The organism is Brevundimonas sp. LPMIX5 (genome assembly GCF_003576505.1).
In the GTDB taxonomy this organism is placed as follows: Bacteria; Pseudomonadota; Alphaproteobacteria; order Caulobacterales; family Caulobacteraceae; genus Brevundimonas; species Brevundimonas naejangsanensis.
The window spans coordinates 1-13,021 of record NZ_QWTZ01000006.1; the positions used below are offsets into that span (position 1 = coordinate 1).

Consider the following 13,021-nt stretch of genomic DNA (forward strand, 5'->3'; position numbering starts at 1 on the left):
GGCCGTCTCATATTCCACGTGCGACGTGTTGATCGTGATGCCGCGCGCTTTTTCTTCCGGCGCGTTGTCGATGTCGGCGTAGTTCATCGCCTTGCTGCCGCCGGCCTTCGCCAGCGTCATCGAGATCGCCGCCGTCAGCGTCGTCTTGCCGTGGTCAACGTGGCCGATCGTGCCGATGTTCACGTGCGGCTTGGTGCGTTCGAACTTTTCCTTGGCCATGGCCAAACTCCTGTGGCCCGGGTCCGGAACGGAGGGGCGCTGTGCTCAGTTCATAAAACCTGGAGCGGGTAGCGGGAATCGAACCCGCATATTCAGCTTGGAAGGCTGCTGCACTACCATTGTGCTATACCCGCGCGAAGAATGCGGCTGCACCGCCCTTCGTTTGAAGAGCGACGTTTCCGCACCCGATTCCTTTCTGGACTCCCGGCCCGGCGGGCATTGAAGGCGCGTGGTGGGGGAAGCAGGACTCGAACCTGCGAAGCTTACGCAGCGGATTTACAGTCCGCCCCCTTTGCCGCTCGGGACATTCCCCCAGCGCGCCTTATGTCAATGCCGGTCTGGAAACGCCGGAAACAATCTTTCGATCATTTCGCGACGAAAGCCTTCGCTGTCGGGCGACGCCTGCAGTAGAGGAAGCGCCTGAACCGAAAGCCCTGGGGCCCAAATCGGAGGCCGTCTTATAGTGTCGTCATTTCGAGAACGCAACGACCGGAAAACCGGTAAAAAACAATCTTTCCACAAGAGGGACGAAACACGCCCAAATCGGGCTCAAACCCCCGCGCCGCAAGGACGCAGCCCCGGCGAAAACGAGCGCAGACCCGCCCGATCGCGCCCGGACGCCGATAATTTTCTTTGGGGACGCCACCCGGTTCTGGCCGCTTTGGCGAATCCGGCGAGGCGCGGAATGGGCCGTCTGATGGTCACAGAAGACCGCGCCGAAGAGATTCAGCGCGAGAATCTGGCGAACGGCCACCGAATCGAAGTGGTCGATTCGGTGGCCCTTGGCCGGATGCTGCCCGCCGGGGCCGTTCATCAGGGCATGGCCTTCAAGGTCCAGCCGCTGGAAGGCGTCGATCTGGAAGACCTGGCCGAACCGGCTGAGGGCGTCATCGTCATGCTGGATCAACTGACCGACCCCCAGAATGTCGGCGCCATCTTCCGCTCGGCCCTGGCCTTCGGCGCGCGCGGCATCGTCGTGCAGGATCGCCACTCCCCCGCCCTCGCCGGCGCCCTGGCCAAGGCCTCGGCCGGCGCGACCGAGCGCCTGCCCTGCGCCCGCGTGACGAATCTCAGCCGCGCGTTGGAAAAACTGGCCGACCACGGCTGGCGCGCCATCGGCATGGACGGCGGCTCGGACCTGACGCTGGAACAGGCGCTGGATCCCCGTCCGACCGTCATCGTCATGGGCTCGGAAGGCGACGGCGTGCGCCGCCTGGTGGCCGAGCACTGCGAAGCGATGGCCCGCATCCCCATGCCCGGCGGTTTCGAGAGCCTGAACGTCTCCAACGCCGCGGCCATCGCTCTTTATGAAGCCGCGCGGGCTCAGGGGCGCGCAAGCTAGGGCCCGCTAGCTAACGCCCCCGCGCCACTTCGCCCCTGCGGCGTCTTGGCGCGGGTCCCCTCGGGCTTTATGAGTGCGGCATGGACTTCCTCTCCAATCCCGAACTGATCAGTCAGGCCTCCGCCCTCGGCAAGGTTCTGATGATCGACCTGGTGCTGGCCGGCGACAACGCTGTCGCCGTCGGCCTGGCCGCCGCCGCCCTGCCGCAGGAACAGCGCCGCAAGGCCATCCTGGTAGGCCTGGCCGCCGCCGTCGTCATGCGCATCGGTCTGGCGCTGATCACCGTCCAGCTGTTGGCTATCGTCGGCCTGTTGCTGGCGGGCGGCTTCCTGCTGCTGTGGGTCTGCTGGAAGATGTGGCGCGAGCTGCGCGAACAGGCCACCCACGATCAGGCCGAAGCCGAGGCCGAGATCGAACGCGCGATGGCCATCGAACACGGCGGCGGCCCCTCGCCCGAGGAAATGGGCCTGAAGCGCAAGACCTTCGGCGCCGCCCTGATCCAGATCATGATCGCTGACCTGACCATGTCGCTGGACAATGTGCTGGCCGTGGCGGGCGCCAGCCATGATCACCCGTGGATCATGGTGTTCGGCCTGATCCTGTCGATCGCCCTGATGGGTCTGGCGGCCACCTTCATCGCCAAGTTGTTGAACCGTTATCGCTGGATCGCCTATGTCGGCCTGGCGATCGTGCTGTACGTCGCGCTGCACATGATCTGGGACGGCGGCCGTTCGGTGATCGTGCGCACCGGCCATACGGAACAGTTCAACGCCTCGGCCCCGGCCTTCCTGGCGATCGGCGCGGAGGAAGAAGCCAAACATCTGCGTCAGGGCGGCAAGGGCGCAAACTCACATACGCCCCACGCCCTGCCCGGCGGTCGAGAGCGGGGCGCCCCGCCGCCGCAGACGGTCGAGCCCGCGCCGCCTGCGCCCTGAAACAAAAAAAGGCCCGGATCGCTCCGGGCCTTTTCTTTATTGCATGCCTTGGTCGTTAAGGCCCTTACCCCTCAGCGCCGCCGAAGCGTTCGGTCCATTCGGCGACCTGAGCGTCCTCGATCTTGGCGAACAGCACCTGGGCAGAGGCTACGGCCTGCCCCGTCGGCAGGGCGTTCAGCAGATCGACCTGCGCGTCCGGCCAGGACAGGTCGGTCGAGCCCACGGTCGCGGCGATGCGGGCCGCCGCCTCGGGCATGAAGGGGGCGGTGATCCGGGCGAACAGGGCGACCAGGTTCAGGCCGGTGCGGACGCCGACGGCGGCGCGCTCACGGTCGGTCTTCAGCGCCGTCCACGGCGCGGCGACCTGCAGATACTCATTGCCCAGGGCCCACAGGGCGCGCGCGGCCTGAGCCGCCTTGCGGAACTCCATGGCCTCGAACTCGGCGGTCAGTTCGTCCAGCCCGGCCTTGATGTCGGCGGCCAGCTTGATCTCCAGCGGCCCGGCCTCGCCTTCGGCTGGCAGGACGCCGTCGAACTTGGACTCGGTGAACTTGACGATGCGGTTGACGAAGTTGCCCAGCACGTCGGCCAGGTCCTTGTTCGTCGTCGACTGGAACTGCTCCCAGGTGAAGGCCGCGTCGGAATGTTCCGGCCCATAGGCCGTCAGATGCCAGCGCCAGTAATCGGCAGGCAGCAGCTCCAGCGCCTGATCCATGAAGACGCCCCGACCCATGCTGGTCGAGAACTTGCCGCCGTACCAGTTCAGCCAGTTGAAGGCCTTCAGCTGGTCCACTGTCTTCCACGGCTCGCCTGAGCCGAGGATGGTCGAGGGGAAGCTGACGGTGTGGAAGGCGACATTGTCCTTGCCCATGAACTGGACGTAGCGCACGTCCTCGGCGCCCTCATCCAGACGCCACCACGAGCGCCAGTCCCCGCCGGTCTTGTCGGCCCATTCCTCGGTCGCGCCGATGTACTCGATGGGGGCGTCGAACCAGACGTAAAAGACCTTGCCCTCCATGCCCGGACGCGGACCGCCGTCGGGCCCGACGACCGGCACGCCCCATTTCAGGTCGCGGGTGATGCCCCGGTCGATCAGGCCTTCATCCAGATGCTTATAGGCGATGGAGCGAGCCAGCGGCTGCCACTGGGGCGAGCGGGCGTCGACCCAGGCGCGCACATCGTCGGCCACCTTGGTCTGCAGCAGATAGAGGTGCCGCGTGTCGCGGACCTCCAGATTGCGACTGCCCGACACCGCCGAATAGGGATTGATCAGATCGGTCGGATCCAGCAGGCGGCCGCAGTTGTCGCACTGGTCCCCGCGCGCCTTCTCATAGGCGCAGTGCGGACAGGTGCCTTCGACGTAACGGTCGGGCAGGAAGCGGGCGTCGTCGATCGAATAGATCATCCGGTCGACGCGCTCCTCGATCAGGCCGCGCTCCTCCAGCACCTTGGCGAAATGCTGGGTCAGGCGGGTGTTCGGCGCGTTGGAGCTGCGGCCGAACACGTCGAACGACAGGCTGAAGGCCTCGCCCGCGCGGCGCTGCACCTCGTGCTGCTCGTCGCAATAGGCGCGCACATCCTGACCGGCGGCGGCGGCGGCCAGTTCGGCCGGGGTGCCGTGTTCATCGGTGGCGCAGACATAGAGGACATCATGCCCCCTCGCCCGCATGAAACGCGCCCACACATCGGCGGGCAGCATCGACCCGGCCAGATTCCCAAGGTGCTTGATGCCGTTGATGTAGGGCAGCGCCGAGGTGATGAGGATGCGGGCCATGATGTTCCAACGTCTGACAGGGAGGCGTCGGATATAGAGGGCGAAATGGGCGCCGTCACCTTTAGCCTTCTCCCTCCCCTTCATGGGGAGGGTGGCTGAGCCTGAAGGGCGAGGCCGGGTGGGGGCGGCAAGGCAAACCAAGCGCGCGTTCCGTCACCTGGCTCTCCCCACCCGGTCGCTTTGCGACCACCCTCCCCATGAAGGGGAGGGAGAAATCTACGTCAGCCGCCGCGCGATGCGCACGAAGCGCCCGGTCAGCAGCGCGCCCGAGATCAGGCTGGCGACGATCACCGACCAGACCAGTCCGTCCACCCCGATCCGGTGCGCCAGGAACCAGCCCAGCGGGATCATGATCAGGCCATAGGACAACAGGTGCATCAGCGTCGGCCACACCACGTCGCCCGCCGCACGGTTGGCCTGTGCTGCGACCACCTGCATGGCGTCGGCGACGAAGAACAGCGTCGCCAGCACCAGCGCCGGAGCCGCAATGGCGAGGATCGCCGGGTCGGTCGTATAGGCGCCGACGATCAGCCGCGCCGACGGCCAGATGATCAGGGCGATGATGAAGGCCAGCACCGTCACCACGCCGATGCCGGCCAGACCGCCGCGCATCACGCCCGCCTTGTCCGCCGCGCCATAGCTGCGACCGACCAGCACCGCCGTCGCGGACGAAAGCCCCATCGGCACCATGAAGACGATGGCCGAGATGTTGATCACGACCGCCCAGCTGGCGGTCTGGGCGGCGCCCAGCTGACCGGCGAACAGGGTCATGGCGGCGAATGCGCCGACCTCGATGAAGTTCGACGCCCCCGCGCCCAGCCCGACCTTCATCTGCTGGCTCTCGACCGCCTTGTCGCGTTTGGGCTTCTTGAACACGCCCCAGGCCCGCGCCTCGGGCAGGCGCAGGATGAAGACGACCAGAAAGATCGCCAGCGCCGTGCGCGCGCCGAACGTCGCCCAGGCCGAGGCCACCGCGCCATGCAGGCCGATGCCCAGCAGGTCCGGCACCAGCAGCAGATTCAGCGCCAGGTTGACCGCATTGGCCACCCACATGGCGACCATGCCCGCCTTGGGCCTGTGCAGGCCCTCAAGAAAGAACTGGGCGCAGACCGAAATCAGATAGGCGGGCATCGACAGGGCGAAGACCATCAGGGCGGGCGTCGCGCCCTCGCCCAGACCGTCCTCCAGCCCCATGTGAACCAGTCCGAACGGCCCCAGCAGCAGCAGGCCGATCATCGATACCAGACCGATCTGCAGCGAATAGGTCATCCCGCGCCTCAGGACGGCGCCGACTTCATCGCCCCTGCCCTCGCCCAGCAGGCGGGCGGTCATGACCTGCACCCCCATCATCAGCCCGACCGCCGTGGTCAGCACGACCGAGGACGGCGCCCATGCCAGGGAGTGGAAGGCCAGCTCGCGGCTGGCGTAGTGGCCGACGACGATGGCGTCCGTCAGCCCCATCGTCATGATGCCCAGACGCGCCATGACGACCGGCCAGGCCAGCTTCAGCAGCTCGGACAGGGTGGCGCGGGTCTTGAAGCTGAACAGGGCGTGGGTCATCGGAGGCCGCAACAGCCACGCGCCCATGCGCGCGTCAATCGATTTTCCGTGTGTTTCGGGCGCCTACCAGGCGCCCAGTTCGCGCAACTCCCGCGCCAGTTCGAGCGGCAGGTCCGTCGGCTCGGCTATAGACAGGTCCGGCGGCACGTCCTTGTCGAAATAGCGCCAGCCCTGAAACGGCCGCCGGGCCAGCGGCGCGGTGCGGATGACCTGGCTGTCCAGCTTGATCTCGCACCGGCTGGCCTTGCCCTCGCCCACGGTCGTGATGTCCAGAATGCGCTGACGGCAAGTCACCACGCCCTTCATCACCCAATAAAGGGAGCCGCCGTCCTCGATCTCGGCGGCGCGCTTGGGCGTCATGCGGGTGTGGACGATGCGCCAGTCGGACCGGGCGGCGTTGGCCTCCAGCGTCTCGACCTCGGACACGCCGACGCAGAGCTTGATCATGTGCAGGGGCATGAAACGCCGCCTCTACTCCGTTCATCCCGGCGGACGCCGGGACCCAGTAAGAGCCCCGCACGCGAAGCTCGACAAACTTGCTCGGGCCAACTCTCGGCGTCCGCCGGGATGAGCGGGGGTTTAGTCCGCCGCCTTCACCACAGCCAGAACCGCGCCGTCCGTGACCTGATCGCCCACAGCGACGTTGAACTCGGCCACCACGCCGTCGAAGGGCGCGGTCAGGGCGTGCTCCATCTTCATGGCCTCCAGCACCACGACCGGCTGCCCCTTGATCACGGCGTCGCCGGCCTTGGCGGGCGCCGCGACGATCTTGCCCGGCATGGGCGCGCGCAGGCCGCCGTCCGAGGCGGCGCCTACTGTGGCCGTTGTCGGTCGGCACAGCGACACCCGCGAAACTTCCCCGGCGCGGAAAACGACGACGTCATCTTCAACCGATAGGATCGAGGCGGCAGGCCGACCGTCGAACATCACGGAGGCTCCCTTGCCACGCCCCCCCCATTGCACGTCAGTGACCAACGAGGTAGCGCCCGCGCTCACGTTCCAATTCCAATCCGGCCTAGACGAAAATACGAAGTCCGATGCCGCATCCGCCGAATAGACCCGCACCTTAGCCCCAGGCGAGCTATTGGCGCGGAACCCGAATATGCCGTCCGGGGTCGGCGTCCACGGGTCGAAAGGCCCACTTCCCCAGAACGCCCGGTCGTCATCGCGGGCAAGACCGTCGAGCAGAGCAGCGGCTCCTGCTAAGACTGCTTCCGAAGCGGACGCCGCCATCAGCGCGCTCTCCTCCGCTGCGATGAAGCCGGTGTCCACGTCACCCTCGACGAAGCGCAGATGGTCCAGACAGCGCGCCATGAAGCCTGCGTTGGTCTTCACCGGCCAGACTTCTACCTCGCGGCAGGCGTCGGCCAGGCGGGCGGCGGCGGCTTCGCGGCTGTCTTCGTGGACGATCAGTTTGGCGATCATCGGGTCGTAGAACTGGCTGACCTCGCCGCCCTGCATCACGCCGGTGTCGACGCGGATGTCGCCAAAGTCCTGGGAGGGCATGACGAAGTGATCCAGCCGCCCGATGGACGGTAGGAAGCCGTTGGCCGGGTCTTCGGCGTAGAGGCGGGCCTCCATGGCCCAGCCCTTCATCGGGATGTCGGCCTGCGCCAGCGGGATCGGCTCGCCCGCCGCGACGCGCAGTTGCCATTCGACCAGATCGACGCCGGTGATGGCCTCGGTCACCGGGTGCTCGACCTGCAGCCGCGTATTCATCTCCATGAACCAGATGCGGTCGGCCTTCAGCCCGTCGGAGGCGTCGGCGATGAACTCGATGGTCCCCGCGCCCTGATAGTCCACGGCCTTGGCGGCGCGCACGGCGGCCGCGGTGACGGCGTCGCGCGTGGCCTGATCCATGCCGGGCGCCGGGGCTTCCTCGATCACCTTCTGGTGGCGGCGCTGCAGCGAGCAATCGCGCTCATGCAGGTGGACGACATTGCCGTGGCTGTCGCCGAAGACCTGCACCTCGATGTGGCGCGGACGGGTGATGTAGCTCTCGATCAGCACGCGCGGATCGCCGAAGGACGACTGCCCCTCGCGCTGGGCCGAGGCCAGGTTTTCAGCAAAGTCCTCGGCGCGGTCGACCTTGCGCATCCCCTTGCCGCCGCCGCCCGCGACCGCCTTGATCAGGACCGGAAAGCCGATGCGGTTCGCCTCGGCCGTCAGAGTCTCCAGCGACTGGTCCTCGCCCTGATAGCCGGGGGTGACGGGCACCCCCGCCTCGATCATCAGCGTCTTGGCCGCGTCCTTCAGCCCCATGGCGCGGATCGAGGACGGCTTGGGGCCGATCCAGACGATGCCCGCCGCCGCCACGGCCTCGGCGAAGTCGGCGTTCTCGGACAGGAAGCCGTAGCCGGGGTGGATGGCCTCCGCCCCCGTCGCCTTGGCCGCCGCCAGCACCCTGGCCGCATCCAGATAGGATTCGCGCGCCGCCGCCGGGCCGATCAGCACCGCCTCGTCCGCCTCGCGCACGTGCAGGGCGTCAGCGTCCGCCTCGGAATAGACGGCGATGGTGCGCAGGCCCATGCGGCGGGCGGTGCGGAAGACACGGCAGGCGATCTCGCCGCGATTGGCGACCAGGACGGACTTGAACATTCGGCTACCTTATTGCGCCCAGCTCGGCGCGCGTTTGTCGAGGAAGGCGCGCACGCCTTCCTGCCCCTCGGCCGAGACGCGGGCGCGGGCGATGCGCTTGGCGGTTTCTTCCAGCAGGCGATGATCGATATCCTCGCCTGCGACATCGTTGACCAGCCGCTTGGCGTCGCCCATGGCGCCCGGCGCATTGCCCGACAGGCTGTCCGTCAGCATGGAGATGAACTCGTCCACCGAGCCTTCGGGCAGGACCATGTCGATCAGCCCCGCATGAGCGGCGTAATCGGCGTCGAAGATGTTGGCCGTCAGGAACAGCTGGCGCGCGCGGCGCGCGCCGACCGCCTCGATGACATAGGGGGCGATGGTCGCCGGGATCAGGCCCAGCTTGACCTCGGAGAAGGCGAAGCGCGTCCCCTCGACCGCCACGGCCATGTCGCAGGCGGCGACGATGCCCGCCCCGCCGCCCATGGCCGCGCCTTCGACCAGAGCCACCGTCAGCGCCGGCACGTCGTGCAGGGCCTTCAGCATCTTCGCCAGGCCCATGGCGTCGTCGCGGTTGTCGCTTTCGGACCAGTCGGCCGCGTCGCGCATCCAGTTCAGGTCGGCGCCCGCGCTGAACGTCCCGCCCGCGCCGCGGATGAAGACCACCCGCACCCGGTCCGCGCCTTGCAGGGTCTCAAACGCCTCATACAGGGCGGCGATGGTGGCGGCGTCGAAGGCGTTCTTCTTCTGCGGCCGGTTGATGGTGACGAAGACCACGCCGTCGGCCGTGGCGTCGATCTGCACCAGATCGTCGTTCGCATCCGGCGCCGGATCGGCGACGAAGGGATGGGCGATGGCGTTCATCTCCGCCGCCTCGGCGTCGGTGATGTCCAGAGCGTTCAGGTCGTCTTCGGTCGGTTTCTGGTCGGTCATGGTCGGCTCCTTGCCGAAGTGAAACGCGGCAGTACGGCTTTGGTGCAGGCTTTCGCCGGTTACATCCGGAACACGCCGAAGGTCGTCTCGGGGATGGGTGCGTTCAGGCTGGCGCTGATGGCCAGGCCCAGCACATCGCGGGTCTGGGCCGGGTCGATGACGCCGTCGTCCCAGAGGCGGGCGGTGGCGTAATAGGGGTTGCCCTCGTCCTCGTACTTCTGACGGATCGGCGCCTTGAAGGCCTCGGCCTCTTCCGGCGTCCAGGTCTCTGCGTCGCGGTGGACGGTGGCCAGGACGCTGGCCGCCTGCTCGCCGCCCATCACGCTGATGCGGCTGTTGGGCCAGGTGAACAGGAAGCGCGGGGAATAGGCGCGGCCGCACATGCCGTAGTTGCCCGCCCCGAAGCTGCCGCCGATCAGGACGGTGAACTTGGGCACCTCGGCGCTGGCGACGGCCGTCACCAGCTTGGCGCCGTGCTTGGCGATGCCCTCGGCCTCGTATTTGCCGCCGACCATGAAGCCGCTGATATTCTGCAGGAACAGCAGCGGAATCTTGCGCTTGCAGGCCAGTTCGATGAAGTGCGCGCCCTTCTGGGCGCTCTCGGAGAACAGCACGCCGTTGTTGGCCAGGATGGCGACGGGCATCCCCCAGATGCGGGCGAAGCCGCACACCAGCGACGTGCCGTACAATGCCTTGAACTCGTCCATCTCCGAGCCATCGACGATGCGGGCGATGACCTCGCGCACGTCATAGGGGGCCCGGACATCCTCGGGGATGATGCCGTACAGCTCAGCCGGGTCGTAGGCCGGAGCGCGCGGCTCGCGCACGTCCAGCGGCTGGGGCTTGGCAGTGTTCAGATTGGCGACGATGGAGCGCACGATCTCCAGCGCGTGCTCGTCGTTCTCGGCCACATGATCGACCACGCCGGACCTGCGGCCGTGGGTCTCGGCCCCGCCCAGTTCCTCGGCCGAGATGACCTCGCCGGTCGCGGCCTTCACCAGCGGCGGCCCGGCCAGGAAGATGGTGCCCTGATTGCGGACGATCACCGTCTCGTCCGACATGGCCGGCACATAGGCGCCGCCCGCGGTGCAACTGCCCATGACGCAGGCGATCTGCGGGATCGAGCGCGCGCTCATCCGCGCCTGGTTGAAGAAGATGCGGCCGAAGTGATCGCGATCAGGAAAGACCTCGGCCTGGTGCGGCAGGTTGGCCCCGCCGGAATCGACCAGATAGACGCACGGCAGGTTGTTCTGCTCGGCGATCTCCTGCGCCCGCAGGTGCTTCTTCACCGTCACCGGGAAGTAGGCGCCGCCCTTCACCGTCGGGTCGTTGGCGACGATCATGACCTCGCGGCCCGACACCCGGCCGACGCCGCAGATCATCCCGGCGCCCGGCGCTTCGTCCCGATACATCCCATCGGCGGCCAGTTGGCCCACCTCCAGAAACGGCGAGCCCGGATCCAGCAACCGCTCGACCCGATCCCTCGGCAACAGCTTGCCGCGCGCCACATGGCGCTCGCGGCTAGCGTCCGACCCGCCCCGCGCTGCCTTGGCGACCTTTTCATAAAGCACGTCCCGCAGGGCGCGATTGTGCGCATCCAGCGTTTTGAAAGCAGGACTGTTGCGATCGACGGCGGAAATCAGCTTGGGCATGCCTAAGGTTTAGGAGGCTTCCGCGCCGGGGGGAAGCCGTTCGGTTCACCGAAGACGAAATCGGCTATATCTCCTTCCCATGGCCCCGCTTCGACCGGACACCCTCGCCGCCGCCCTGACCCGCGCCTTCGAGGACGCGCAGGACAGCCGCGCCAGCTGGTTCGCCCTGACGCGGGGCGAGCGGCTGTTTTCCGCCGGCGACCGCGCCGACACCCTCTATCTGCTGCGCGCCGGGCGACTGGGCGTCTTCCGTCGCGACGACGGCCGCACCCCCCAGATGATCGCGGTCATCAAGCCCGGCGAGCCGGTCGGCGAACTGGCCATGCTGGCGGGGACCTCGCACATGTCGGACGTTGTCGCCCTGCGCGACAGCGACGTGCTGGCCCTGCCGCGCGAGGCCTTCTTCGACGCCGCGCGCAACGATCCCCTGCTGATGTCGGAGCTGGGCCAGATCATGCTTACCCGGGCGCGTGAGCGCGGCGGCGGGACCGAGCCCAACGTCTTCGGCTTCGTCTCGGCCCGCGACAAGCCGATCCGCGCCTTCGTCGAGCGCGTCGCCCGCGCAGTCGAGGCTCAGGGCGCCACCTGCCACGTCATCGACAGTTCGGCCCTGTCATCCGCCGCCGAGTGGTTTTCGCGGGTCGAGGACGCCCACGACTATGTCCTCTATGTCGCCGAGGCGGACGAGCCGAACTGGGCCGCCCTGTGCGCGCGTCAGGTCGATCGGCTGTTCCTGGTCGGCGCCGCCGACTGCCCCCCGCCCCCCGCCCCGCCCGTGGCCGACGAGTGGGACGATGCGGGCCAACGCACCGACCTGATCCTGCTGCGCGATCCCCGGATGCCGCGTCCCAGCAACACCCGCGCCTGGCTGGACGTGCTGAAGCCCGGCCGCTGGTTCCACGCTGTCGAGGGCCTGTTCGAAGACACCGCGCGGATCGCCCGGCTGATCACCGGCTCCTCCGTCGGAGTGGTGCTGTCCGGCGGCGGCGCGCGCGCCTATGCCCACATCGGCGCGCTGAAGGCCCTGCGCGAGGCGGGCACGCCCATCGACTTCATCGGCGGCGCCTCAATGGGGGCGGTCATCGGCGCCGGTCCCGCTCTCGGCTGGTCCGACGAAGAACTGGAGCACCACATCCGCCAGGCCTTCGTCCTGTCCGACCCCCTGGCCGACATCGCCCCGCCCATCATCGCCATGACTCACGCCCGCAAGGTCAAGGCGCTGATGAAAGAGGCCTTCGGCGACGTGCAGATGGAGGACATGCTGCTGCCGTTCTTCGCCGTCTCGACCAATCTGACCGCAGGCAGGCTGGAGGTGCACCGCGAGGGCACGCTGCGCCACGCCCTACGCGCCTCCATCTCCATTCCCGGCGTCATGCCGCCCGTGGTGATGAACGGCCAGGTGCTGGTCGACGGCGCCGTTCTGCGCAACTTCCCCAGCGACGTGATGCGCCGGTTGAACAGCGGCCCGGTCGTCGGCGTCGACGTGTCTCAGTCACGCGGCGTGGACGCTTCGGCGCTGGAGAATCCCCCCTCCTGGTGGCGTTGGATCCTGTCGGGGGCATGGAAGCACGGCCCGCCGATCGTCTCCATCCTGATGCGCTCGGCCACCCTGTCGAGCGAGGCCGAGCGGATGCAGGCCCGCGCGGAGACGGACCTGCTGATCCTGCCGCCCTCAGACGGCGTCGATATCCGCGACTGGAAGGCCTATGAGCCCGGCGTCGCCGCCGGCTATGAGGCCGCGCGCGCCGCCCTGGACAGCCTCAACGGCCCGGTCGAGACCCTGCACCGGCGCCGCCGCTCCGACGCGCCAGAAGAAACAGTCGAGGAAATGGCAGAAGAGTCCTTCCCTCAGGACGTTTTGGAAACGCCTGGCCCAACACCTGGCTCAGGCGCAACAGGAAGGCGTCGCGGCTGGCTGGGTCTTCGCAAAGCGCGGTGAGATAGGGCCGCAGCGCCGTCCCCTTCATCCACTCCAGCACGGCGTCATCGCCTTCCAGCACATGCAGATAGGTGGTCGACCAGATGTCGA

General features: G+C 67.7%; 10 protein-coding genes and 2 tRNA genes. 3 read left to right on the forward strand and 9 right to left on the reverse strand.

The genetic code is table 11. From position 1 onward, the window contains the following. The 3 genes from D1604_RS07735 to D1604_RS07745 form a co-directional block, all read right to left on the reverse strand. Window positions 1–219 (reverse strand): GTP-binding protein (locus tag D1604_RS07735; RefSeq protein ID WP_233551951.1); only part of this gene is annotated, 219 nt, incomplete at its 3' end. Window positions 220–279: 60 nt separating this feature from the next. Next, window positions 280–353 (reverse strand) — tRNA-Gly (locus D1604_RS07740). 96 nt (window positions 354–449) lie between these two features. Then, window positions 450–533: transfer RNA gene (locus tag D1604_RS07745), tRNA-Tyr, on the reverse strand. A 149-nt stretch (window positions 534–682) separates the two neighbouring features. Between D1604_RS07745 and rlmB the strand changes: the two genes are divergently transcribed. Next, window positions 683–1,561, forward strand: a complete 879-nt coding sequence (rlmB, locus tag D1604_RS07750) for a 23S rRNA (guanosine(2251)-2'-O)-methyltransferase RlmB (protein ID WP_119412838.1) — start codon at window positions 683–685, stop codon at window positions 1,559–1,561. An 80-nt stretch (window positions 1,562–1,641) separates the two neighbouring features. Next, window positions 1,642–2,496, forward strand: a complete 855-nt coding sequence (locus D1604_RS07755) for a TerC family protein (RefSeq protein WP_024353179.1) — start codon at window positions 1,642–1,644, stop codon at window positions 2,494–2,496. Between the two features lie 64 nt (window positions 2,497–2,560). Here D1604_RS07755 and metG read toward each other — a convergent pair whose 3' ends face one another. The 6 genes from metG to D1604_RS07785 form a co-directional block, all read right to left on the reverse strand. Beyond that, window positions 2,561–4,270 carry a methionine--tRNA ligase gene (gene metG / locus D1604_RS07760; protein WP_119412839.1) on the reverse strand — a complete coding sequence of 570 codons (1,710 nt, stop codon included), beginning with the start codon at window positions 4,268–4,270 and terminating at the stop codon, window positions 2,561–2,563. 216 nt (window positions 4,271–4,486) lie between these two features. Beyond that, window positions 4,487–5,830 carry an MATE family efflux transporter gene (locus D1604_RS07765; RefSeq protein ID WP_035302782.1) on the reverse strand — a complete coding sequence of 448 codons (1,344 nt, stop codon included), beginning with the start codon at window positions 5,828–5,830 and terminating at the stop codon, window positions 4,487–4,489. Window positions 5,831–5,893: 63 nt separating this feature from the next. Next, window positions 5,894–6,289, reverse strand: a complete 396-nt coding sequence (locus D1604_RS07770; protein WP_119412840.1) for a DUF1489 family protein — start codon at window positions 6,287–6,289, stop codon at window positions 5,894–5,896. A gap of 120 nt (window positions 6,290–6,409) precedes the next feature. Continuing rightward, window positions 6,410–8,428, reverse strand: a complete 2,019-nt coding sequence (locus tag D1604_RS07775; RefSeq protein ID WP_119412841.1) for an acetyl/propionyl/methylcrotonyl-CoA carboxylase subunit alpha — start codon at window positions 8,426–8,428, stop codon at window positions 6,410–6,412. Window positions 8,429–8,437: 9 nt separating this feature from the next. After that, complete coding sequence (locus tag D1604_RS07780; RefSeq protein ID WP_119412842.1) at window positions 8,438–9,340, reverse strand: enoyl-CoA hydratase-related protein; 903 nt, start codon at window positions 9,338–9,340, stop codon at window positions 8,438–8,440. Between the two features lie 59 nt (window positions 9,341–9,399). Next, the gene (locus tag D1604_RS07785; RefSeq protein WP_119412843.1) at window positions 9,400–10,992 is read right to left on the reverse strand and encodes a carboxyl transferase domain-containing protein; all 1,593 of its coding nucleotides are present in this window, start codon (window positions 10,990–10,992) and stop codon (window positions 9,400–9,402) included. 79 nt (window positions 10,993–11,071) lie between these two features. Between D1604_RS07785 and D1604_RS07790 the strand changes: the two genes are divergently transcribed. Beyond that, complete coding sequence (locus D1604_RS07790) at window positions 11,072–12,931, forward strand: patatin-like phospholipase family protein (RefSeq protein WP_119412844.1); 1,860 nt, start codon at window positions 11,072–11,074, stop codon at window positions 12,929–12,931. The last annotated feature ends 90 nt before the right edge of the window (window positions 12,932–13,021 follow it).

Coding starts and splice junctions, on each gene's coding strand:
- D1604_RS07755 (WP_024353179.1), top strand. CDS start 1,642: ATGGACTTCCTCTCCAATCCCGAACTGATCAGTCAGGCCTCCGCCCTC.
- metG (WP_119412839.1), bottom strand. CDS start 4,270: ATGGCCCGCATCCTCATCACCTCGGCGCTGCCCTACATCAACGGCATC.
- D1604_RS07765 (WP_035302782.1), bottom strand. CDS start 5,830: ATGACCCACGCCCTGTTCAGCTTCAAGACCCGCGCCACCCTGTCCGAG.
- D1604_RS07770 (WP_119412840.1), bottom strand. CDS start 6,289: ATGCCCCTGCACATGATCAAGCTCTGCGTCGGCGTGTCCGAGGTCGAG.
- D1604_RS07775 (WP_119412841.1), bottom strand. CDS start 8,428: ATGTTCAAGTCCGTCCTGGTCGCCAATCGCGGCGAGATCGCCTGCCGT.
- D1604_RS07780 (WP_119412842.1), bottom strand. CDS start 9,340: ATGACCGACCAGAAACCGACCGAAGACGACCTGAACGCTCTGGACATC.
- D1604_RS07785 (WP_119412843.1), bottom strand. CDS start 10,992: ATGCCCAAGCTGATTTCCGCCGTCGATCGCAACAGTCCTGCTTTCAAA.
- D1604_RS07790 (WP_119412844.1), top strand. CDS start 11,072: ATGGCCCCGCTTCGACCGGACACCCTCGCCGCCGCCCTGACCCGCGCC.